This window comes from Paenibacillus sp. FSL K6-1096 (genome assembly GCF_037977055.1).
GTDB lineage: Bacteria > Bacillota > Bacilli > Paenibacillales > Paenibacillaceae > Paenibacillus_AQ.
The window spans coordinates 2504175-2527139 of sequence record NZ_CP150274.1 but is presented as its reverse complement, the minus strand read 5'-3'; the positions used below and the strand labels follow the sequence as shown (position 1 = coordinate 2527139).

General features: G+C 54.3%; 16 protein-coding genes. 11 read left to right on the top strand and 5 right to left on the bottom strand.

Annotated elements, in window-relative coordinates:
• Window positions 1-405 precede the first annotated feature (405 nt).
• The 6 genes from MHI24_RS11020 (at window position 406) to MHI24_RS10995 (ending at window position 8941) form a co-directional block, all read left to right on the top strand.
• Window positions 406-1509, top strand: a complete 1104-nt coding sequence (locus MHI24_RS11020) for a hypothetical protein (protein ID WP_340025679.1) — start codon at window positions 406-408, stop codon at window positions 1507-1509.
• 1369 nt (window positions 1510-2878) lie between these two features.
• The gene (locus MHI24_RS11015; RefSeq protein WP_340025678.1) at window positions 2879-4432 is read left to right on the top strand and encodes an extracellular solute-binding protein; all 1554 of its coding nucleotides are present in this window, start codon (window positions 2879-2881) and stop codon (window positions 4430-4432) included.
• A gap of 113 nt (window positions 4433-4545) precedes the next feature.
• Window positions 4546-5514: a sugar ABC transporter permease gene (locus MHI24_RS11010; protein WP_340025677.1), complete on the top strand. Its 969-nt coding sequence runs from the start codon at window positions 4546-4548 to the stop codon at window positions 5512-5514.
• Window positions 5515-5535: 21 nt separating this feature from the next.
• The gene (locus MHI24_RS11005; protein ID WP_238653648.1) at window positions 5536-6411 is read left to right on the top strand and encodes a carbohydrate ABC transporter permease; all 876 of its coding nucleotides are present in this window, start codon (window positions 5536-5538) and stop codon (window positions 6409-6411) included.
• A gap of 66 nt (window positions 6412-6477) precedes the next feature.
• On the top strand, window positions 6478-7605 hold the full coding sequence (locus MHI24_RS11000) for a glycoside hydrolase family 88 protein (RefSeq protein WP_340025676.1): 1128 nt from the start codon (window positions 6478-6480) through the stop codon (window positions 7603-7605).
• The gene (locus tag MHI24_RS10995) at window positions 7598-8941 is read left to right on the top strand and encodes a glycoside hydrolase family 28 protein (protein WP_340025675.1); all 1344 of its coding nucleotides are present in this window, start codon (window positions 7598-7600) and stop codon (window positions 8939-8941) included. The genes MHI24_RS11000 and MHI24_RS10995 overlap by 8 nt, the downstream gene beginning before the upstream one ends.
• Before the next feature lie 391 nt (window positions 8942-9332).
• Here MHI24_RS10995 and MHI24_RS10990 read toward each other — a convergent pair whose 3' ends face one another.
• The 3 genes from MHI24_RS10990 to MHI24_RS10980 are packed head-to-tail and all read right to left on the bottom strand — an operon-like array spanning window position 9333 to window position 11061.
• Complete coding sequence (locus MHI24_RS10990; protein ID WP_340025674.1) at window positions 9333-9971, bottom strand: hypothetical protein; 639 nt, start codon at window positions 9969-9971, stop codon at window positions 9333-9335.
• Window positions 9968-10477: a flavodoxin family protein gene (locus MHI24_RS10985; RefSeq protein WP_340025673.1), complete on the bottom strand. Its 510-nt coding sequence runs from the start codon at window positions 10475-10477 to the stop codon at window positions 9968-9970. Before MHI24_RS10985 ends, MHI24_RS10990 begins: the two co-directional genes overlap by 4 nt.
• 14 nt (window positions 10478-10491) lie before the next feature.
• Window positions 10492-11061 (bottom strand): TetR/AcrR family transcriptional regulator, encoded by a 570-nt coding sequence (locus MHI24_RS10980; protein WP_340025672.1) that lies wholly within the window; start codon window positions 11059-11061, stop codon window positions 10492-10494.
• 207 nt (window positions 11062-11268) lie between these two features.
• On the opposite strand from MHI24_RS10980, the gene MHI24_RS10975 reads away from it, so the two are divergent.
• Complete coding sequence (locus tag MHI24_RS10975; protein ID WP_340025671.1) at window positions 11269-12276, top strand: ketoacyl-ACP synthase III; 1008 nt, start codon at window positions 11269-11271, stop codon at window positions 12274-12276.
• A 204-nt stretch (window positions 12277-12480) separates the two neighbouring features.
• On the opposite strand, the gene MHI24_RS10970 is transcribed toward MHI24_RS10975, so the two are convergent.
• Window positions 12481-13497, bottom strand: coding sequence for a LacI family DNA-binding transcriptional regulator (locus tag MHI24_RS10970; protein WP_340026652.1), 1017 nt, complete (start codon window positions 13495-13497; stop codon window positions 12481-12483).
• Between the two features lie 279 nt (window positions 13498-13776).
• On the opposite strand from MHI24_RS10970, the gene MHI24_RS10965 reads away from it, so the two are divergent.
• On the top strand, window positions 13777-18906 hold the full coding sequence (locus MHI24_RS10965) for a carbohydrate binding domain-containing protein (protein WP_340025670.1): 5130 nt from the start codon (window positions 13777-13779) through the stop codon (window positions 18904-18906).
• A gap of 201 nt (window positions 18907-19107) precedes the next feature.
• Here the strand turns inward: MHI24_RS10965 and MHI24_RS10960 are convergent, their stop codons facing one another.
• Window positions 19108-19662, bottom strand: coding sequence for a GbsR/MarR family transcriptional regulator (locus MHI24_RS10960; protein WP_340025669.1), 555 nt, complete (start codon window positions 19660-19662; stop codon window positions 19108-19110).
• A 260-nt stretch (window positions 19663-19922) separates the two neighbouring features.
• Here MHI24_RS10960 and MHI24_RS10955 point away from each other — a divergent pair, with 260 nt between their 5' ends.
• Genes MHI24_RS10955 through MHI24_RS10945 form a run of 3 tightly spaced genes read left to right on the top strand, consistent with a single transcriptional unit; the run spans window position 19923 to window position 22862 of the window.
• Complete coding sequence (locus MHI24_RS10955) at window positions 19923-21122, top strand: glycine betaine/L-proline ABC transporter ATP-binding protein (RefSeq protein ID WP_340025668.1); 1200 nt, start codon at window positions 19923-19925, stop codon at window positions 21120-21122.
• Complete coding sequence (locus tag MHI24_RS10950) at window positions 21119-21955, top strand: proline/glycine betaine ABC transporter permease (protein ID WP_340025667.1); 837 nt, start codon at window positions 21119-21121, stop codon at window positions 21953-21955. The genes MHI24_RS10955 and MHI24_RS10950 overlap by 4 nt, the downstream gene beginning before the upstream one ends.
• Before the next feature lie 16 nt (window positions 21956-21971).
• Window positions 21972-22862, top strand: a complete 891-nt coding sequence (locus MHI24_RS10945; RefSeq protein WP_340025666.1) for a glycine betaine ABC transporter substrate-binding protein — start codon at window positions 21972-21974, stop codon at window positions 22860-22862.
• Window positions 22863-22965: the final 103 nt, after the last annotated feature.

Genomic DNA, 22965 nt, shown 5'->3' with positions numbered 1-22965 from the left:
TTGAGACCGTATGCAAGACGATCAATAAATTCTTCACCTAGGCATAATGGCTTGTTCGACAACCAATTACGGAATGGTCGTTAAGGTCAGCAGCAGGGAAGATTTACGCCGTTGTGCATTACCCCACCGAGATAGCCGGAATTGGAAAACACTCTACAACCAACCAGTGAACGATGTAACTCTCTAATGAAATCGGCTCTAACCCCAGATCTTTTTCCGGGAAATGAAATATGTCAAATGCTCAAATAATAAAAGCATACGAATAATTCTTTAATAAGGAATGTGAGTATTCTCACATCTTAAAATACAATAGTATGGGATATTTAGTAAAAATTATGCTATATAAAAGGTCGACATTTTTATAGTATAATAAACTTTCTTTTTTTTGGGTAAGGTGAAATTTATATGAAATTGGTAAACCTGAAAAAAGTATTAATATTAGTTCTAGTCCTTAACGTAGCCTTCTTGTACGCTTCTCTTTCTTCTATGGCTATGGGTGCAACAGATCACTCCGAACATTCTTCGGCAATGATTGAGAGTAATCATTCTCAACATGCCATAACAGTGAGTGAGACGGATCAGATAATAAAAGGTTCAGTTCATGTACATTTAAGTATTAATAAAGAAAATGCGAAAATTGCAAAGGAAACATCAGAAAAAGTATTGCAAACAGTTAGGGAAGAAACGAAAAACCAATTGAATATAGAACAAGATTCTAGTAAAAAAGCCTTATTAGGTGAACAGTTGGAAGGCCAAGAAGATATCACTGTAGATAAATTATTTATTGATAATATGGATGGGTCAACAACAGCGGTGACAAATGCTCCTTTCCTTACTGTGAAGTTAGGCGATTACTCTACCTTGACCGATGAGGATGGACAATTTGTATTGCCGTCAGATTTTAAAGAGGGAGAATATCAAATTTCGCTTCTTTTGGAAGATCATCCTATTTATGAATCGACAATAAAAGTCAGTCATTCCGACCCACTGGAGATAGTAATACATCAAGATGATGCTGGATTAGAAAAAGCTGCTGAAAGAATGGCGGGTATCGACACCCAGAAAGAAGAAAAAACATTGGACTCCTTCTTACTTGAAGCTACAGTGAGTGCTGCCTCAGGGTCAATATTATTTCCTCAATATACGACCGGCACATATATTCCTTGGGCTACTGGTAGTGGAGGTATGAAGGTTGTTGCAAATGGTAACATTGTACACTGTAATAAAGCAGATAAAGTGACTTCAGATGGTTCATATGGTACTTCAAGCTTCCCATGGAATAATTCTGATTGTGCACAAGCCATTAGTCTTGGACTTGCTTATTCTTTAAGTCCTCAATCAATGATTAATTATTCTTATAGTTACTATTGTTATATTGAAGGAGTTTCTAGTATGTTAAATGATAATAGTGGCAATATCTATTGTAACGGAACATATAAGAGTGGACACTACAATTGTTCATGGTTTTATGGAATAAACCATACAGAAGCGTTACACTATCATTATTAAGTTTGATGCTCAGATTTTAGTAGCTGAGCAGATGCAATAGTCTATCCCTTATAATTGACTGTATCTAGACAGTCAACTATAAGGGATTTCTTTTGGCTGTGTCCAACCTAAGTTTCTGGAAATTATAACGAGGGAGGCCCGACCCCAAGTGCTCGATTTGAATCCTCTTGTTTTTGAGACACTCGCCTAAGATTCATCCGTGTCCAGGCGCATAAAAATGCTCCCGCTCTATGGAGTCCAATTCATCAAGCACTTCCTCATTGTCCAGGAATCCAAGAGTCCAGCATCTTGAATGCGTTTTTTGACGTATGAGAGGTAGAATGAAAGTTAGTGAACGGTAGAAGACTGCGTTTTCTTGGCGGAGTTTCAACACTGGTTCTGACTCTTTCCGATAAGCTCGGGTGGGAATGATTTCCCCTATTGATTACGTTATTTCAAAGGCACCTGAGATTGGAAAAGAATTTGTGATTGGATGCTCACGACGTTGAAGCTGTAATGGCAGCAAAATTAGAACGGAATACAGATAAATATTCTAATTGTTATGTATTCGCGTATTGGGGATATGCGGAAGGCAAGTTGTCTATTCGGTTTGAATACGTACCAAGCTATGATCTGTAAAATGATGTACATTAACCTATTCCCTCAAAATGTTGCAGAAAAAGCATCTCTGAGTTGCCCACATCAGGACCTAAATAGGAATGTTGCACGAAATGCAGGAATTTTCTCTTTGATCGGCTTAGGAGAGAAAGAATGCTGCTTTTTCTGCAACATTTTTGGATTATGGTTAGTTTCATGAGCGGAATGTTGCATTATGTGCAGGATTTTTGAGTAATAGCGGGACTAATCAGCTTTCTCTTCCAACATGGGCCAACATGGTCCAACAAGGCCCCGCCGCGCGAAGCAGCGGGGCCGCCCTTTTGCCCACTTTCAAAGGATAGGCTTTGAAAGCCCCAGTCTGGAGCGGCAGAAAGGGACGGAGGGAGGTTTGGAACTGGAGGAGCGGTAGTGTCCGCCTTTGTCTCCGGATGTTATCTGCTGTAAGCATATAATCAACAACATCTGGAGACAACAGCGGCCGGAAGTCCAAAGCTCTTGGAGTCCCGCCCGCCGCCGATCCCGCCCGCAACGCAGTCCCGCCCGCCGCCGCTCGCCCATCGCAAGTTCCGCCATGCTCTGATCCTCCGCCATGCCGCCACCACTCCCACGTATTAGCTTTCAATGCCTATCCCCCTCCCCCATCACACGATAATCATTAACCCACACCCCCGCGCCCCGCCCGCTTTTATGAGCAAATGATTGTTTTCGTAATCCATCCCGCAGCGTAAGGTGAGCTTGTAACCATTACAAGTTAAACGGAGGTCAAAGAGGAATGACGAAAAAATCCTTCACCCTGCTCCTGAGCTCGCTGCTGACACTCAGCATGTTGTCCGCTTGCGGCGGTAACAACAACAAAGAGGCAGCCAAAGACCCGGGCGCGAGCGCCGGAACCAATACGGCAGCCGCCACGGATGCGGCCGCTGAGCCGGAGAAGCCGACCGAGATTAAGATTATGCTGCCGCTGAACACTACAGATACTCCACCGGATACGATCAAGAATGAAGTGGAGAAATTGACGAATACGAAGCTGACCTATCAATTCTTCCCGGCCGACACGTATGAGGAGAAGCTGAACTCCTCGTTCGCCACCGGCTCTCTGCCGCAGGTCACGTACCTGAAGAACCAGACGACCTTCCTGCAGATGAAGGAGGCGATCAAGGACGGGCAGTTCTGGGAGATCGGACCGCTGCTCAGCGAATTCCCCAACCTGAACAAGCTGAAGCCGGAAATCCTCAACAATACCAAGGTCGACGGCAAGCTGTACACCTTGTACATCGGCCGCCCGCTGGCACGTCAGGGCATCATCTACCGCAAGGACTGGGCGGATAAGCTGGGGCTGAAAGCACCGGCCAATACCGATGAGCTGTTCGCTATGGCCAAAGCCTTCACCGAGCAGGACCCCGACGGTAACGGGAAAAAGGATACCATCGGCGTGGTGGACCGCAATGAGCTGGTGTACGGTGCATTCAAAACCGTCTCCTCCTGGTTCGGCACTCCGAACAACTGGGCCGAGAAGGATGGACAGCTCGCGCCGGAGTTTACTTTTCCGCAATACATCGATACGATGGATTTCTTCAAAAAGCTTCGTGAAGGCGGTTACATGAACCAGGACTTCGCCGCGACCAGCAAGACAGATGCGGTCAATATGTTCACCAGCGGCAAGGCCGGGCTGTATATCGGCGGCTCGATGCAGGATATCGATTCCCTGAACAAGGACCTGATCAAAAACGTGCCGGATGCCGTGCTGGATACGCACAGTATGGTCGCGGGGCCTGACGGCAAGTTCGCCCAGTGGATGATTCCCGGCTACAACAACGTAGTGCTGTTCCCGAAATCGGCGGTGAAGGATGAAGCAGAGCTGAAGAAGATTCTGAAGTTTTTTGACGCGATGATGACCCCTGAGGTAGCCAATCTGATGTACTGGGGCATTGAAGGCACCCACTATACCGTGGTCGACGGCAAGGCCAAGGCAACTGACAATAAAGAGCTGATCGAACGTGAGGTCAAAGGCTTCAAGGACAGCGTCATCGGCGAATACGAAACGAACGGCATGTATCAGAGTCTGAACGTGCTGCCGGGCCGGATTCATGCGGAGGAGCTGGTGCTGGAGAACGTGAAGTACGGGGTTGCAGATCCTACGGCGGCGCTCGACTCGGCAACCTATACGTCCAAGGGCGTAGAGCTTCAGCAGATTATTGCGGATGCCACATACAAGTACATGTACGGCCAGATCGATAAAGCCGGTTTCGAGAAGGAGGTCGAGAACTGGAAGAGCCGGGGCGGGGCGAAGATTATCGAAGAATACAATGCCGCGTACAAAAAATAAGCATAGCGCATTAGCAACAGCAGCGGACTGAGCACGGGAAGAGGGCTGTTTGGATAGCGCTCCGGCAGCCTTTTTTCCACAATAGAAGAATTGACTGAGAAAGGAAGAGAACCATGCAGGAAGTGACGGCCCCGCCCCGCACAGCTCCCAAACCGAAGCCGGAGAAATACAAGAGCAGCAGTGAGCTGAAAAAGCGGCTGTGGCGCAACAAATTACTTTATGTGATGCTGATCCCCGGTGTGCTGTATTTCATAGTCTTCAAATATTTGCCGATGTACGGACTGATCATCTCCTTCCAGGATTACAAGCCCTACCAGGGCATTACCGGGAGCGAGTGGGTGGGGATGAAGCATTTCAGCCGGCTGTTCACCGAGCCTGATTTCCTGAACATACTCAGCAATACGCTGATCCTGTTCGGGATGAATATTCTGATTTATTTTCCGATACCGATTATTCTGGCCCTGATGCTTAACGAACTGAGAGGAAATTTCTTCAAAAGATTCTTCCAGACCCTCGTCTACCTGCCGCACTTCATGTCCTGGGTAATCGTCGTCTCGATCTCCTTCGTCATGGTGACGATGGACGGCGGGATTATCAACGAGCTGCTGGCTTACTTCGGCTTCGCCAAGGTGAACTTCCTGCTGAGTCCGGGCTGGTTCCGGCCGATGTATATTCTTCAGGTGATCTGGCGGGAAGCGGGCTGGGGAACAATTATCTATCTGGCCTCCATCGCGGCTATCGATCCGGGGCTCTATGAAGCTTCGCGTATGGATGGAGCGGGACGGCTCCGGCAGGTGTGGCATATCACACTTCCGGCGATCCGGGGAGTTATTATCACCCTGTTCATTCTGAAAATCGGTTCCGTCCTCGACCTGGGCTTCGAGCATGTCTACCTGCTGCTCAACTCCATGAACCGCGAGGTTGCGGAAATTATCGATACGTATGTCTACACCGCCGGACTGCGGCAAGGGCAGTTCAGCTACAGTACCGCCATCGGCTTCTTCAAGTCGGTTGTCGGCCTGATTATGGTCATGACCGTCAATAAGATTTCCAAGAAAATCGGAGAAGAAGGCGTCTATTAAAAGCCCGCAGGAGGAATTCAAATGGTAGAAGACCGCACGATCAGCGGCAGACTGTTCTCTGCCGTCAACTTTATACTGCTTGCACTCATCGCGCTGGTGACAGTGCTTCCGTTCATCCATGTAGTGGCAGGCTCCTTCACGACCAGCGCTGAGCTGGCCGCCAACAAGTTTGTGCTGATTCCGAAGGTGTGGAGCCTGGAGGCGTACAAATTTATTTTTTCCACAAATACGATCTTCCGGGCCCTTGGGGTGTCAATCGGGGTGACGCTGGTGGGCACGCTGTTCAGCATGTTCATCACGGCACTGATGGCCTACGGCCTCTCCCGCAAGGATCTGGACGGACGCCGGGTGTTCAATTTCCTGGTGGTGTTCACGATGCTGTTCCACGGCGGGATGATTCCGACGTTCCTCGTGGTGAAGGAGCTGGGCCTGATCGACTCGTATGCGGCGCTGATTCTGCCTTCGGCGATTAGTGCGTTCAATATGATTATCCTCAAGAATTTTTTTCAGAACATACCGGAAGGGCTGGAGGAATCGGCTAAGATTGACGGCTGCAATGACTTCGGAATTCTGTTCAAAATCGTCCTGCCCCTCTCGCTGCCCGCGATCGCTACAATCTCGCTGTTCTACGCCGTGACGTACTGGAACACGTATATGAGCGCCATTCTGTATCTGGATGACAGTGCCAAGTGGCCGATTCAGGTCCTGCTGCGGCAGATCGTCGTGCTGGCCAGCGGGATGGATCACAGCGCCACACTGGACGGTACGGTTCCGCCGCCGGATCAGACGATTAAGATGGCCGTTATCGTGGTGGCGACGCTGCCGATTCTGATGGTGTATCCGTTCCTGCAGAAGCATTTTGCCAAGGGTGCGATGCTGGGCTCGATGAAGGGCTGAGGTTGGGGATGAGGCTGAAGAATGGAGATGGACCGGACATTTTGACATAGGGAAAGGGGTATAACGATGATAGGCAGTCGGCCGCAAACACCGATGGAATGGGCGCAAAAAGCCTGTGATTCACTGATGGATACGTACAAGGCGGGGGAGCTTCCGCCTGCGCACCGCTGGCATTATCACCAGGGCGTGTTCCTGTGCGGAATGGAGCTGCTGTGGAAGAAGGTCGGGGAGGAACGTTATATAGATTACATCCAGGAATATGTGGATGATCTGGTGGATGAGCAGGGCAATTTGTATTTTGCCCGGGATGAGCTGGATGCTGTGCAGGCCGGTCTGCTGCTCTTCAACCTGCATGAACGAACCGGGAAGCCGAAGTACCGGGTGGCGGCCGGGAAGCTGCGCCATCTGCTGCTGACGCTGAACCGGACCGCCGAGGGCGGATACTGGCATAAGGATAAATATGCGCACCAGATGTGGCTTGACGGGCTGTATATGGCCGGGGTTTTCTCGCTGAAGTACGCGAATGCTTACGGTGAGGAAGGCTTGCGCGATGAGGTGCTGCACCAGGAGCGGCTGATGCGCAAGTATATGAAGGATGAGACCACCGGCCTGCTCTACCACGCCTGGGATGAGCGCCGCCGGATGCCGTGGGCTAACCCGGAGACCGGCTGCTCGCCGGAGTTCTGGGCACGCTCGCTCGGCTGGTATGGACTGGCGGTGTCGCAGTTCATGGATGAGCTGCCAGTGGATGATTCCGCGCGGGCGGAGCTGGGAGTAGAGCTGGCCGGGTTCGTGCACGCGCTGATCCGCTATCAGGATGCGGCCAGCGGCCTCTGGTATCAGGTGGTGGACAAGGGACATGAGCCGGATAACTGGCTGGAGACCTCCGGCTCCTGCCTGTTCGTATATACGCTGGCCCGGGCGGTGAAGCTGGGCATTCTGCCGGAAGCGGCGGCGCAGGAGGCGGCAGCAGCAGCGCGCAAAGGCTACGAGGGTCTGCTGCAGGTGCTGGAGTGGGATGAGCAGGAGCGGCTGGTGCTGCCGGACATCTGCATCGGCACCGGAGCGGGAGACTACAACAGCTATGTCACCCGCCCGAAGGTCAGCAACGACCTGCACGGAGTGGGCGCGCTGGTGATGGCCTGCGTGGAGATGCAGGAGCTGTATCCGGCGGAGGGGGCGGACCGTGTATAACATAGCAGACTATGGAGCGCAGCGGGACAGCGGAGTGCCGGCAACGCAGGCGATTGCGGATGCTATTGCAGCGGCGGACCGTGCCGGCGGAGGTACAGTATATGTTCCGGCCGGTACCTTCCTGACCGGAGCGGTACGTCTGCGCAGCAATATCGAGCTGCATCTTAGCCCTGGTGCGGTGTTGTCCTTCAGCACCGACCCGGCGGATTATCCTCCCGTAGAATCCCGGTGGGAGGGGGTGAAGCGGGAGGTTCATACGCCTTGTATTTACGGAGCCGGTCTGACCAATGTCTCGGTTACCGGCAGCGGAACGCTGGACGGCAACGGCGCACCCTGGTGGGAGAAGCACCGTCACCGCCGGGAGGAGCTGGTGTATCCGCGCCCGAGGCTGATCGGCTTCGACGACTGCAGCCGGGTGACCCTCCGCGACCTGACGCTGCTTAATTCTCCAAGCTGGACGGTGAACCCGGTCAACTGCAGCAATGTGATGATCGATAATCTGTCGATTCTGAATCCGGCCGATTCGCCGAATACGGATGGCATCAATCCGGAGTCTTGCCGGGATGTCCGTATCAGCAACTGCCATATCGATGTAGGCGATGACTGCATTGCTATCAAGGCCGGCACCGAGGATACCCGGGAGCGGATTCCCTGCGAGAATATCACGATCACGAACTGCGTCATGGTGCACGGACATGGCGCGGTGGTGCTGGGCAGTGAGATGAGCGGCGATATCCGCAATGTGACCATCAGCAATTGCGTATTCAAGCAGACGGACCGCGGCATCCGTATGAAGTCAAGGCGCGGGCGCGGAGGCATTATCGAGGATATACGGGTCAGCAACATTGTGATGGAGGATGTCATCTGTCCCTTCACACTGAATCTCTATTACTTCTGTGGCCCCCGGGGTAAGGAGAAATATGTCTGGGACAAGAACCCTTATCCGGTGACAGCGGAGACGCCGCAGTTCCGGCGGATTCATTACGCCAACATTACCGCCCGTAATGTCCATGCCGCAGCGGGGTTCCTGTATGGATTGGCTGAGCAGGCGGTGTCGGAAATTACCTTCACCAACATCGATATCTCCATGGCGGAGCATGCCGTTCCAGGCCAGCCCGACATGATGGCAGGTCTTCCGGACATGCAGCGCCGGGGCTTCTTCCTCAGCAACGTCCGCGAGGTGAAGTTCCAGCAGGTCACGATCGAGAACCATGACGGCCCGGCCTTCTATGTGGAGAACGGGGAAGAGGTGGAGTTCCTGCACTGCCGCTCCAGGAACACGGCGAAGCCGGAGGAACTGGTGAAGCGGGTTACGGTGGACCCGGCGGAACGATAATATCCGGTGACATCCGGCGGAAATGGGGGGGGGGGATACTATCCTACAGGATTGCGCATAGAAGCTGTACAGATAAGAGCCTGGTCCTGTTGGGGACCGGGCTTTTAAGGTTAAATAGAGGTTTGTTCTATGTGTAGGCGATAGCTGTATTCTGTACATTTAAAATCAGCGAAAAGGAAGGTTCTCTTCATCTAACTGTAGTCTGTACAACTAAATCTGCGCGAATGGGAGAGAATCTGGTGTAGATGAAAATTTAGGTGCACGAAATACAACTAAACGTATCATCGGTGTAATATCAGATGATTTAAATGTACGGAGTGCAATTAAGGCCTTCACTTGTATGATAATCGGGTACGGCAACCTGCCAGTATGCGATTGGTTATAGTATTCCCTACTTCCGCCGCAGCAGATCCTTCGGCTTCAGCCCGTTCTTCCGGGCTGTTCCGTGGAAGAAGGAGTGGGTGGCGCTCCATTTCCAGGCGAAGCGCGGGAAGTTCGGGCTGAACAGCTGGGATTCGCCGGTGCTTTTGGACCGGATATTGGCGGCCAGGCTGTGCATGGCGCGGCCCAGGTTCTTCAGCGGCCCCCGGCCGAGCGGAACCTTCCCCATGGAGCCCAGCATCTCACCGGCGCCTTGGCCTAAGGCTTGCCCGAAATGAACACCGGCGCGCGCGCACCAGTGTTTGAGGATCTCCACCGCAATCTGGTTCTGGTGGCCCTCGTAGAAGCCATTGTTAATCAGTGCATAGACGTAAATGTCCCGTTCACGCTCGGTCTTCAGATACCCTTCGAGGGTAACCAGCAGCTGGAACAGATGGGACGGGATACCGTCGTAATAGAGCGGGAAGGCCAAGACCAGCACATCCATGCGGCAAAGCTCGTTGTATTCTTCAGGAGAGAGCGGTCTTTTATTCGGCGTATAGGTGTGCAGCTCGTTCCCGTCTGCAATCAGCGGCTCCAGCATGCCCAGCAGAATGCCGGAGTTACTGCCGGTTGGCTTGGGACTGCCGTTGATCATGGCGATGTTCATTGCAGGACCTCCTTAATGCTCTGAGGATGGGTATGGAAATACACGTTGTTCCCTAGCGAATACAGATTCAGACTGTTGGCCGCGACCAGCGTTCTGGCCGTATTCTGTTCAGCCTCCGTAATGTCATTGCCATAGAAATGTACCGATAGTGTGAATTGGTGGTCATAGCGGGGCCGGTGATGCGTCTCTCCATTCTCGGTGGCGAAATAAGGAAGCATGTAGGAGATACTCCGGTTCAGCACATTCAGCACAAAGGGGCTATAGCTGCCGTACATACACTTACTGATGATCATCAGCTCGTCGCTGCGCGAGAACAGCTCGCCCAGATTGTCATAACCATCCTTCTTAATAATGCATTCCCCGGGCGTCCGGGTCCAGCAGCCAAAGCAGCCCATGCATGAACGGATGGCCCCGTTATCCGAAATGACCGTCACTCCCTCATGCACCGTATCCTCTAGCCAGCCCGCGAATTCCTGCTCCTGCAGATCGTGTATGATCGTCCTCATGAATGGTCAACCCCCTAAAAGATAGATTTAAGCTCCAGCAGATCGCGCCAGTTGCCTGAATACCGGACCCCGTTATTGGTCAGCAATGCCGTGATTCCGTGCACCATAGACCAGAGTGTAATCAAGTGCTGAGTGAATGCTGACTCCGGCAGACCGCTGCCGCGGAAGACTTCGTAGACCGTTGACCGGAACAGGGCGAAGGGCGGATAGCTGTCCGTCTCATAGTTGTCCAGATCGATGACGATGCCGGAATGGTAGAACAGAAACTGGAAATACTGTGGATGCTCTATGAAAAAGTCAATATACGCCTGGCCCAGCAGTGTGATCGCTTCCGGCTTTCCCTCCTGCCCTTGGACCGAGGCGTGCAGAGTGTCCATGAACTGGCCGGTGACATGCTCGCCCATGGCGGAGACCAGCTCATCTATATTTTTGAAATGGCTGTAGGGGGCGGTGTGGCTGACCTGACATTCGGCGGCGACCTTGCGCAGCGAGAAGCTGCTGATACCGTCCTGGTTAATTAGCTTAATACCCGCTTCAATAAGCTGGTTGCGCAGATTGCCGTGGTGATAGGGTTTCTCTTTCAAGATATGCGTTCATCCCTTCATTCTTGCACGTTATCTTAACACTGGTAAGATTGTAGCACGGGACAGCAATCTTTACAATGGTAAGATGAGAGGTCTGGTGTACTTACGGGTAATAGGTTTTGCAATATAGCCTTAGGCAGGTTATAATTAGTACCAAGTACTAATATCTGATACCAATAATAAAATTTGAAATAAGAGGTGAGCGCGATGAAGGGTGCAAAAATTACAGCGGTGGGCTCATACGTGCCGCAGCGGCGGCTTACGAATGCAGATCTGGAGCAGATGGTCGATACGAATGACGAATGGATTGTGCAGCGGACCGGAATCCGGGAGCGCAGAATCAGCCGGGAGGATGAATATACCAGCGATCTGTGTGCAGCCGCTGTGCGGGATCTGATGAACCGATATGGCAAAAGCGTCCAGGATGTTGACATGATCCTTGTAGCGACCAGTACGCCTGATATGCCTTTTCCCTCTGTGGCAGCCATTGTGCAGAACCGTCTGGGTATTCCGCAGACTGCGGGAGTGCTGGATCTGAGTGCCGCCTGCGCCGGCTTCGTCTATGGCCTGCATATGGCCCATGCGCTTATCGCTTCGGGAATGCATCATAAAGTGCTGGTTATCGGCGCGGATACGTTGTCCAAGATTACGGATTACACGGACCGCAGCACCTGCATTCTGTTCGGTGACGGGGCCGGGGCTGTGCTGGTGGAAAGTGGGGAGCAGGACAACTTCAGAGGGTTCAATCTGGGAAGTGACGGAAGCGGCGGACATCATGTCTACCTCTCGGGGCTGGCGGACCAGGTGAATGGTGTGCAGCTTACGGCTACTGGCAAGCTAGTGCAGAACGGCCGCGAAGTGTTCAAGTGGGCGGTACGGACCGTTCCGCAGGGAGTACAGCAGGTGCTGGCGAAGGCGGAGGCCTCCCTTGCCGAGGTGGACTGGTTCATCCCGCACAGCGCCAATCTGCGGATGATTGAACCGATCTGTGAGCGGCTGGACTATCCGTTCGGGCAGGCGTTATACAGTCTGGAGGAATTCGGCAACACCTCAGCGGCGAGTATTCCGCTTGCCCTTGATCTGGGCATCCGCCAGGGGAAGGTGCACAGCGGGCAGCAGGTATTGCTGTACGGCTTCGGTGCGGGGCTTACTCATGCGGGCCTGCTGGTCAGACTGTCGCTGGACCCTCAGACCGGGGAGCCAGCGCCGTTGTAAGCATACTGGAAGAAGAACGGGAACGGCTTGACGGGGGACAAACCGAAAAATGGTCCCCCTAACCAGAAAAACGGTGCCTTGTGACCGCCTGATAAATGAGCGATTATATAACCGAAAGCGTTTTCGGGCGGCTGCGCACAGCAGCCAAGCGAAGTTCCGGACCGGAGGGGAGGGATGGCAGCCAGCTCTTTGCAAAGCGGGCGGTCAGCGGCTTAACCCGCTGCCGCAGGATTCACGGACGATCAGCGCAGGTTCCACGACGAAGGAGCCGCCTTCGGACTGGTTGTTGATCAGGTCGAACAGCATATGCGCTGCGAGCACACCCAGCCGCTCCTTGTTCTGGCGGATGGTAGTCAGCGTAGGGCTGGTATACTGGCAGGCCTCGATATCATCACAGCCGATGATGGCGATATCCTCGGGAACCTTAAGGCCATGCTCCTTCAAGGCACGGATGGCGCCGAGAGCAAGCAGATCGGAGGCGGCGAAGATGGCCTGCGGCAAAGTGCCGGACCCAATCAGCTTCTTCATTGCCGCATAACCGCTGGGCTCGAAGAAATCTTCACCATGGATGAACCAGTCGGGATTCGTGGCCAGGCCGAAGCCGGCGATGGCTTTGGCATACCCGGCCTCACGCCGGTTGGAGATATCCGAATCGGCAGTGCTGCCGATGAAGCCAAGCTCCCGGTAGCCGAGCAGGTAGAAGTGCTCCACCACCTTGGAAGCAATCTGGTAATTGTCCGACATGACATACCCGGATTTTTTGCCGGTCAGCTCCAGGTCCACGCCGATGCACGGAATATCGCTCTTGTCCAGCTCACGGATTGCCGGCTCCATCTCCTGCCCGGAGATGATGACACAGCCGTCCACATGGAAATGCACGCAGCGCGAGAAGTAATCGCCGCTATTAATGAACTTCTCATTGGAGAAGAAGATCAGGTCGTAGCCTAGCACGCCCATTTGTTTTTTGAAGGAATTGAGTACCTCGACAAAAAAAGGATGGGTAAATTCCACATTCAGCTCACCGGCAAAAATCACTCCGATCAGATTCGATTTCTTGGTGGCGAGCGTCTTGGCCGAGCTGGAGGGGGTATATCCGGTCTGTTCGATAATTTCGAGAACTCTGCGTTTCGTTTTTTCGGAAACATCGCTGTAGTTGTTCATGATTTTGGACACTGTGGATACAGAGACCCCGGCCATTTCGGCAATTTTTTTGATATTCATTTGCATGGCGATTGCCACCCCCGCTTAAGAATGGAACGGGCCAAAAGACGGGTATGCCAGGGGTTCACGAGGCTTCAGACCGTTCATGGGACACTGCCTGCCAGTAGCAAGCAGTCCTTTCTAGAGTCTATTCAACTTGCCGAAACAAGTCAAAGGTTAATTGCATTGAGGAATTGATGTGTTTTCGACCGAAACCGATTTCGATTTGTCGAATTGGAGAAATGACATTTACAGGGTTGCGGTAGAACAGGACAGAAAACTAGAGGAGGCATCTACCGAATGAAAAAGAATGTATCCGCATTGCTCGCAGCCGCAGTGATCGTGACCGGGCTGCTGTCGCCGCTCGGAAGCGGCGCGGCAGGTGCGCTGCCTGCTCAGCTCAGGCAGACAGCGGCAGCAGAGGCACCGGTGTCCGGGCCGGATAAGAGCTTGGCTACCAGCGGTTTGAAAGCGTTTACTGATGTAGACCCGGGTCACTGGGCGTCCGCTGCCGTGCAGCGCTGGAGCCGCAGCGGGGTAATCTCGGGCTACGGGGATGGCCGCTTCCGGCCGGAGCAGCAGGTTACCCGGGCGGAATTCGCCGCCATTATGAACCGTATCTTCGGGTATACCGACTTGACAGCGGCTCTTCCGGCAGATGTTGCGGCCGGAGCCTGGTACAAGCAAGATATCGCCAAGGCAGTAGCGGCGGGTTATCTGAGTGCTGGCACTGATCAGCTTATTCAGCCTGCAGCTCCTTTGAAGCGCGGGGAGGCCGCTGTGGCGCTGCAGAAGATTTTCCGGCTGGAGACCGGCAATTCCGCCAAGGGGATATACAGCGATCTTGCAGGCGCGGATAGTGAGGTCATCTCCGCAGCGGATGCGTTAACATCTGCGGGGTATATGAAGGGTTACCCGGGAGGGCTATTCAAGCCGGACGGGAAGATTACCCGCGCCGAGCTGGCGAAGCTGGCCGATTCACTGGTGCAGGGAATTCAGTCCTCCGGCGGGGAAGTGAAGCTGGGCACGGTACAGGGAAATGTTGTACTGAGCCATGAAGGCATTACCCTTAAGGACAGTGTCATTGAAGGGAACCTCTATCTGACCGAGGGGATCGGAGAGGGCGATGTCCGGCTGGAGGGGGTGCAGGTGAAGGGCACCACCTATATCCGCGGCGGCGGTGAGCATAGTGTGAGCCTGGTAAACAGCAGCCTTGGGCCTGTTCAGGTGGCGAAGCCCCGGGGAACCGTCCGTATCGTGGCCAGCGGGACGACAACCGCCGGAACCGTGCGCCTTGCTTCCAGCGCGATCCTTGAAGAGGCTACGCTTACCGGAGAGGGCTTCACCGATGTGGTGCTTCCGGCCGGGGAGCATACGGTCACTCTTAAGGGCAATTACGGGGTAGTCTCCGCTGCTAATCCGGCAGCAGGCAGCCTTACGCTGAACATCTCCGGCAAGCTGTCCAAGCTGATCTGGGGCACGCCCGGCAAGGTCGTGCTGATGGATCAGGCGCAGGTGGCGGAGCTGCTGCTCACCGCCGGTGCCAAGGGCACGGCGCTTACGGGCAGCGGAAGCTTCGGCAGCGTGCTGAACCAGGCGGAGGCTGTAACTGCCGGGGGGATAACCCTGCTGCAGGGCAGCCGCAGCAATCTGAACCTGGCTTCACCGCTGGCTGGCCTGCCGCCGGTTGTCTCCGGCGGGGGAGAGACGGCCACCGCTACACCGGAGCCGACGCCAGCGGCTACACCGGAGCCGACGCCAGCGGCTACACCAGAGCCGACGCCAGCGGCTACACCGGAGCCGACGCCAGCGGCTACACCGGAGCCGACGCCAGCGGCTACACCGGAGCCGACACCAGAGGCTACACCGACGCCGGAGCCGACGTCTACTATAGCCCCGACGCCGCTGCCGACCTCCACACCAACCAGTGACCCATGGACCCTTGTGTGGAATGATGAGTTCGACGACAATGTCATTGATCCGACGAAGTGGACCTATGACCTGGGAGACGGCACCGCAGTCGGCAATCCGGGCTGGGGCAACAATGAGCTGGAGTATTACACCAATGATCCGAAGAATGTGAAGGAGCAGGACGGTAAGCTGGTTATTACTGCACGCAAGGAAGCGGTGGACGGCAAGCCGTATACCTCCACAAGAATCAAGACCAACGGATTGTACAGCAAAATGTACGGCAAATTCGAGATCCGGGCAAAAGCGCCGGCAGGCAAGGGACTCTGGCCGGCGATCTGGATGCTGCCGGAGAATTATGTCTACGGCACTTGGGCGGCCTCCGGTGAGCTGGATATCATGGAGGGCTGGGGCAGCCGTCCGAATGTAGTAGCCGGAACGATCCATTACGGGTCTCAATGGCCGGATAACGTATACTCCGGTAAGGAGTATGTATTGCCGGGCAACTCCACCATTGAAGATTTCCACACTTACTCCATTGAGTGGGAGCCGGGGGAGATCCGCTGGTATGTAGACGGGGTGCTATACTCTACCAAGAACGACTGGTACAGCAAGAGTAACGGCCAGCCGGCGGTGAATGCTTATCCCGCGCCGTTCAACCAGAAGTTCCACCTGCTGATGAATCTGGCGGTAGGCGGCAACTTCGACGGCGATCCTACAGACGAGACCGTATTCCCGAGTTCGATGGAGATCGATTATGTCCGCATCTATGAGCTGACCGGACGCGAATACCGCAAGCCCGTGCCGGTAGAGATCGAGAAGGAGCCTTATCTGGAGGGAGCGAAGAAGCCGCTCGAAGACGGCAACTTCATCTATAACAGCGGGTTCACGGAGCAGGCCAACGGTGATCCCGGTCTGGGCATTCCGAATACAGCCCACTGGGTGCTGTACAAGGATGAAGGCGCGGATGCAGCGCTGTCCCTGGAGCCTGTAGGCGGCAAGAACTTCCTGAAGGTCGACATCCGCAAGCCTGGCGGCAACACCTATTCGATTCAGCCGCAGGCCATTGTGTCGCTCGCGAAGGGAAGATTCTACAAGCTGAGCTTCGATGCCAGAACGGATACGGCCCGCGAGCTGACCGCCCGGCTGACCGGGGGCGCAACGCTTGGCTTCCCGGCTTATTCTCCGGCATTCAAGGCAGGGCTGACGGGAGAGCTGCAGCATTTCGAGACGATGTTCCAGATGAAGGAGAATTCGGACAATGCCGCGCGGGTTGAGTTCAACCTCGGAACCAATGCTTCGCCGGTATGGCTCGGCAATGCGCGGCTGGAAGAGATCGATAGCATTCCCTTCGACCATGACAGCGCCAAAACACCGCTCGGCAGCGGCAACCATCTCTACAACGGCAGCTTCGATCTGGGCGAACCCGACCGGATGAGCTATTGGCATATCGGTGCCGCAGGAGGGGCGGAGGTCCAGCCGGCCGTTGATACTGAGGGCCGCCTGAAGCTGGACATTGCAGGCACAGACGGCGGCAGCAGCGAGGTTACGCTGCTCCAGAAGGGAATCTTCCTGGTGCAGGGCCAGGATTACAAGCTGACCTTCGAGGCAGACAGCTCCTCTGCACGGACGGCCACCGTTGAATTATTAGGCCATGACGGAACCGTACATGCTTCGCAGCCGTTCGAGCTGAAGGCAGGCCATCAGCAGGCAGAGGCGGTCTTCAAAAACTTCCCGGGAGCCAGCGACCGGCTTGGACAATTCGTTCTGCGTCTTAGCGGAGGCACAGGGACGGTGCTGCTGGACCAGTTCCTGCTGGTGCGCACCAGCTTCTACTATGATCCGGATCTGACCTATTATCCGCTGCTGAACGGGGATTTCAGCTTCGGGTTCAACAATTGGGAGCGGCTGCTTACTGAAGACGGCGGGCAGAGCTCGGCAGCCGTAGCAGACGGGGCGGCAAAATTCAGTATCACGAACACGGGTAACCAGGCCTATTCGGTCATGCTGTTCCAGAATAACCTGAAGGCTGCCGCAGGCGCGGATTACGTGGTTGAATTCGATGCCAGAGCCAGCGCAGCCCGGCAGATTAGCGTGAAGGCGGAGAATGCCAGCTATACCCCATCCATGGATAAGACGGTGGAGCTGACACCGGAGATGCAGCATTACCGGTTCGAATTCCGGCAGGGTGCGAATGATATGCTGTCGCTGAAATTCCTGCTTGGCAAGGTGGGCGGTGTGAGCATTCCGCAGAGTCATGACATTGTGATCGATAATGTGAAATTTGAGATCAAGAACGCCCCGGCGAAGCCGCAGGAGCTGGTTCCTGACCATACCGCCAACCGGGTGTCGCAGCCGATTGAGCTGACCTTCATAGAGAAAGCCGAATGGTCGGATCATATTAAGGCTGTGAAGGTGAACGGGACTGCGCTGGAGCCTGAACTGTACACGGTGAAGCCTGGAGTCATTACGATTGAGGCGGCGGCTTTTCCGGCAGAAGGCAGTTACAGTATTACGGTCGAGGCCGAAGGGTATGTTAGCGCGAAGGTCGTTCAGACCATACTGGGCAGTGACGACAACCTGGTCATCAACGGTTCATTCACCAGCGGCAGCACAGGCTGGTCCACCTGGTCCGGGGCAGGCGGAGCCGCATCCCTCCAGATCGTGGACGGGGCAGCAGAGGTGCAGATTCAGGCAGCCGGGACAGAGAGCTGGAGCACACAGCTCTATCAGGAGAAGATCCCGCTGGAAGCAGGTAAAACCTATGAGCTGAGCTTCAAAGCAAAGTCTACGGTTCCCCGGCAGATTGCCGTAGAATACAGCGGAACCTCAGCCCAGCCCGCGCAGGTGAAATTCAATATTACGGCTACTTGGGCGACCTACAGCGCGCAGTTCACCGTCACGAACGATAGTCCGCTGAAGCTGAACTATCTGATCGGGGCCACGCTGGGTGAGGATCAGACGGCCAACCATACGCCGCATACCATCTCTCTGGACGATATAGCGGTCCGGGAGGTAACGGGCGGCCCGGTCACTCCTCCGGCCAGCGGCAAGCTGGATAACGGTACGTTCGATGCGGAGCCGGCGCTTAAGGGCTGGACCCAGTATTTCGAGAGTGCCGGCAATGCCGCCGTGAAGTCCGGAGAACTCGAAGTCTCACTGAACTTCACGGGATCGGCCAACTACGCCGCCCAGGTGGATTACAAGGATCTGAAGCTGACCGAAGGCACAAGCTACACCCTGGCCTTCAGCGCCCGCTCGGATATCAATCGTCTGATTGAAGTGGCGGTTGAGCATTTTGGAGGGGATTACACCAAGTATCTCCCGGCAACCGCTGTAGTGTTAACGGGCGAGATGCAGCGCTTCAGCTACACCTTCACGATGAACAGTCCCACCGATGCAGGGGCGCATCTGGTTTTCCTGCTGGGCCGGATTAACGGGAACAGTGAGGAGACGAATGCAGCCATCGGGGCAGGCAACCGCATCTATATTGATGATGTCAGTCTGATTGAGAACCCGTAAGCTAACGAAAGACAGCACATCATCAGCATGCGAAAACGGCCGCGTTCCTTGAATTCAAGGGACGCGGCCGTTTTGAACCTTGCAGGGAAGCTATAGTTTCCCTGGTAGAGCATCCTATGGACCAAATGTATGTGGAAAACAACATACATTTTCTAGCGTGCGGGTGCATAAGCAGAATAGGATAAATGTCTATAGCTGATATTATTCTTTAGGGATGAATTCAAAGATTCTGCCGGTTTCCAGCGCTTCAATCAGCTTCAGCAGCCAGCGGTAGTACTTGATCGCTTCCTCAATCTTGACCTCATCGGTCTGGAGCAGATTTACAAGGTCAGGCTCCTCCGCATAATCGGCCTTCAGCTGCCGGATTTCAGCCAGCGATTTGTTCAGGGCGTTCATATTTCCTTCCACTGCTTTTCTCCATTTAATAGAGAAGTAATCGCTGAAATTCTGGTGCCAGTCGGGAACCACCTCGAACAGATCCTTGCGGGTGCCCTTGCCCCAGACCTTCTCGATCATCTTCAGATCCATGAGTGTACGGACGCCGGTGCTCATCGAGGTCTTGCTCATCCCCATCGTGCTGCTCAGCTCATCGAGCGTGACCGGGCCTTGATTGAAGTACATATAGCCATATAAATGCCCGATGGACAAGGTAATTCCGTATAAATCCATGTTTTTGCCGATAGAATCGATGACCCGCTCCCGGGCCTTTCTGATTTTGTCTATTTGCTCGGGCTGAAGCCCCTCTAAATCATTCATGATGTCCCTCCTGAGGAATAAGGCTGACAGGCTACAAGCCTCTCCTACTGTATTGTAATCAAATCCCCCTTGAGAAGTAAAGAATTCATCAGGATCGTAATTTGGCGTTAAACGGAGTATTCTATACGTAAAGTACGTAAAGTTAAAACTGTACACTAATTTTTTAGCGTATACGCACTTTGCGTCTCTTTTCGTAAGTCCGTTACACTAGGTCAGTAGCAGCAGGCGCGATAAGCTTACAGATAGAGAAGGAGGTCACTATGGCAATTATAGAGGTGAAGCAATTAACCAAAGTATTCGGTCATGACCCGGCACGGGCACTTCCATTATTACAGCAAGGCTGGTCCAAGGAGAAAATCGCCCGTGAAACGAAGCTGACAGTTGGCGTGAACAAGGCCGAATTCAGCATTGAAGAAGGAGAAATCTTCGTCATTATGGGGTTGTCGGGCAGTGGTAAATCCACGCTCGTCCGTCTGTTGAACCGGCTGATTGAGCCTACCGGAGGACAGGTGCTGTTCAAGGGCAAGGATGTTGTCAAAATGAACCCGGAGCAGCTCCGGGAATTCCGGCGCAAGAATATCGGCATGGTCTTTCAAAAGTTCGCGCTGTTCCCGCACCGCACGGTGCTGGCTAACGCGGAATACGGTCTGGAAGTTCAAGGTGTGGAGAAAAGCAAGCGGACGAAGCTTGCGATGGAGGCACTCGAGCTGGTCGGCCTCAAAGGCTGGGAGAATCACCGCCCGGATCAGCTGAGCGGCGGGATGCAGCAGCGTGTCGGTCTGGCGCGCGGTCTGGCGAATGACCCTGACATTCTGCTGATGGATGAAGCCTTCAGTGCGCTTGATCCGCTGATCCGCAAGGATATGCAGCAGGAGCTGCTGGAGCTGCAGTCCAGAGTGAAGAAGACGATTGTATTCATCACCCATGATCTGGATGAGGCGCTGCGGATCGGGGACCGGATTGCCCTGATGAAGGACGGGGTGATTGTCCAGATCGGATCGCCGGAAGAGATTCTTATCCAGCCTGCGAACAAATACGTGGAGCGCTTCGTGGAGGATGTCGATCTGTCCAAGGTGCTGACCGCTTCGCATGTCATGCTCCAGCCGGAGATGATCCGTCCGGAACGCGGGCCCCGGGTAGCTCTGCAGCTGATGCGGGACAGCGGGGTGTCGAGCCTGTATGTAGCGGATAATGAGATGCGGCTGCAAGGGCTGCTTACAGCGGATAGTGCTTCCCAGGCATTGAAGGAGAACCGCACCATTCTGGAAGTGATGCAGCGTGACATTCCCCAGGTGCGGCCGGATACCCTGCTGAATGACCTGTTCGAGCTGATGTCGGAGACCCATCTGCCGGTTGCTGTCGTGGATGAGGGCAACAAGCTGAAGGGGATTGTGATCAAAGGGGCTATATTGTCAGCATTGGCCGGCAATGCGGTTCCGGAAGGAGGAACAGGTTCATGAATCTACCCAAAATACCGCTCGGCAAGGGCGTAGAATGGATCGAAGACTGGCTGATGACCTACTTCGGACCTGTATTTGATTTCATCCATGCCGTGATCGGCGGAATGGTGAGCGGAATTGATGCGGCACTGAATTTCCTGCCGGCAATTGTGTTGACCCTTCTGATCGCCGCTCTGGCCTATTGGATCGGCAAATGGCGGATGGCGCTGTTTGCGGTGTTAGGACTGCTGCTGATCGATAATCTGGGATTATGGGGTCCTTCCATGCAGTCGCTGGCGCTGGTGCTGACCGCATCTGTGCTGGCAGTGGTCATTGGAGTTCCGCTGGGGGTGCTGTGTGCCCAGAGCAAGACCTTCCAGAACATCGCCACCCCGGTGCTCGACTTCATGCAGACAATGCCGGCGTTCGTCTATCTGCTGCCGGCCGTATCGTTCTTCTCGCTGGGCGTTGTGCCCGGAGTCATTGCTTCTATTATATTTGCGATTCCGCCAACGATCCGGCTGACTAACCTGGGTATCCGCCAAGTCTCGCCTGAGCTTGTGGAGGCAGCAGATGCCTTCGGCTCCACCGCCGGGCAGAAGCTGTTCAAGCTGCAGCTCCCCATCGCCCTGCCGACAATCATGGCCGGAATTAACCAGACCATTATGCTGTCGCTGTCGATGGTGGTCATCTCGTCCATGATCGGCGCCCAGGGGGTCGGAGCCTATGTGTACCGTGCGGTCTCGCAGGCCAAGACCGGTGCGGGCTTCGAAGCAGGGATTGCGATTGTCATTATCGCGATTCTGCTGGACCGTCTGACCCAGAAGCTGTTCAAGCCCAAACAACAAGGATAAGGAGTGTATGAACATTATGAACACAAGCAAACTGATGAAACGCCGCCCGCTGATCTGGCTGATGCTGCTGCTGACTGTAGTCCTGGTAGCAGGATGCTCGTCCGATAACGGGGGCACGGTGAAGCTGGCCTATGTAGCCTGGGATTCGGAGATTGCCAGTACCAACGTAGTGAAGGAAGTGCTGGAATCGAAGCTCGGCCTGAAGGTAGAGCTGCTGCAGGTTGACGCCGGGCCGATGTGGGCCGGGATTGCTGACGGAAGCGCGGATGCGATGGTCGCCGCCTGGCTGCCAAGCACCCATGCCGCTTATCTGGAGAAGTACGGCAAGGATATTGAGGATGTAGGGGTTAATCTGGATGGAACGAAGACCGGTCTGGCCGTTCCGGCCTATATGGACATTAACTCCATCGATGACCTGAAGAATGCCGATGTTGCCTCTTCGCTGAATCAGACCATTATCGGGATTGAGCCGGGTGCCGGCATCATGACCGCTACTGAGAAGGCGCTGGAAGCCTACGGCTTAAGCGACTATACGCTGCTGGAGAGCTCGTCGGCGGCGATGGCGCAGGAGCTGCAGAAGGCTTTTGACAAGAATGAACCGATTGTGGTCACCGGCTGGACTCCGCACTGGATGTTCGCCAACATGGACCTGAAGTATCTGGACGATCCCCAGGGTGTATACGGCGGAGCCGAGCAGATCCACACCATGGCCCGCAAAGGCCTTCAGGAGGATATGCCTGATGTGCACAAGTTCCTGAGCCAATTCAAATGGAACCCGGAGGACATGGAGCAGGTGATGGTCAAGATCCAGGGCGGACAATCGCCGGAGGAAGCGGCCAAGGACTGGGTAGAGAGCAATGAAGCTAAGGTGAATGAATGGATTGCCGGTGTTTCTTCCAAGAAATAATTGGGACAGCCGGCTGGCTGGCAGTGGAAGCGAATGTGTGCTATGATGAGGGAACAATAGCTACAATTTTGTAACCATAGGGTTCACCATTGGACTTAATACG

What these genes read in the sequence shown, in the direction of transcription:
- MHI24_RS11020 (WP_340025679.1), top strand. Translation starts at nt 406, where the DNA reads ATGAAATTGGTAAACCTGAAAAAAGTATTAATATTAGTTCTAGTCCTT.
- MHI24_RS11015 (WP_340025678.1), top strand. Translation starts at nt 2,879, where the DNA reads ATGACGAAAAAATCCTTCACCCTGCTCCTGAGCTCGCTGCTGACACTC.
- MHI24_RS11010 (WP_340025677.1), top strand. Translation starts at nt 4,546, where the DNA reads ATGCAGGAAGTGACGGCCCCGCCCCGCACAGCTCCCAAACCGAAGCCG.
- MHI24_RS11005 (WP_238653648.1), top strand. Translation starts at nt 5,536, where the DNA reads ATGGTAGAAGACCGCACGATCAGCGGCAGACTGTTCTCTGCCGTCAAC.
- MHI24_RS11000 (WP_340025676.1), top strand. Translation starts at nt 6,478, where the DNA reads ATGATAGGCAGTCGGCCGCAAACACCGATGGAATGGGCGCAAAAAGCC.
- MHI24_RS10990 (WP_340025674.1), bottom strand. Translation starts at nt 9,971, where the DNA reads ATGAACATCGCCATGATCAACGGCAGTCCCAAGCCAACCGGCAGTAAC.
- MHI24_RS10985 (WP_340025673.1), bottom strand. Translation starts at nt 10,477, where the DNA reads ATGAGGACGATCATACACGATCTGCAGGAGCAGGAATTCGCGGGCTGG.
- MHI24_RS10975 (WP_340025671.1), top strand. Translation starts at nt 11,269, where the DNA reads ATGAAGGGTGCAAAAATTACAGCGGTGGGCTCATACGTGCCGCAGCGG.
- MHI24_RS10970 (WP_340026652.1), bottom strand. Translation starts at nt 13,497, where the DNA reads ATGAATATCAAAAAAATTGCCGAAATGGCCGGGGTCTCTGTATCCACA.
- MHI24_RS10965 (WP_340025670.1), top strand. Translation starts at nt 13,777, where the DNA reads ATGAAAAAGAATGTATCCGCATTGCTCGCAGCCGCAGTGATCGTGACC.
- MHI24_RS10960 (WP_340025669.1), bottom strand. Translation starts at nt 19,662, where the DNA reads ATGAATGATTTAGAGGGGCTTCAGCCCGAGCAAATAGACAAAATCAGA.
- MHI24_RS10955 (WP_340025668.1), top strand. Translation starts at nt 19,923, where the DNA reads ATGGCAATTATAGAGGTGAAGCAATTAACCAAAGTATTCGGTCATGAC.
- MHI24_RS10950 (WP_340025667.1), top strand. Translation starts at nt 21,119, where the DNA reads ATGAATCTACCCAAAATACCGCTCGGCAAGGGCGTAGAATGGATCGAA.
- MHI24_RS10945 (WP_340025666.1), top strand. Translation starts at nt 21,972, where the DNA reads ATGAACACAAGCAAACTGATGAAACGCCGCCCGCTGATCTGGCTGATG.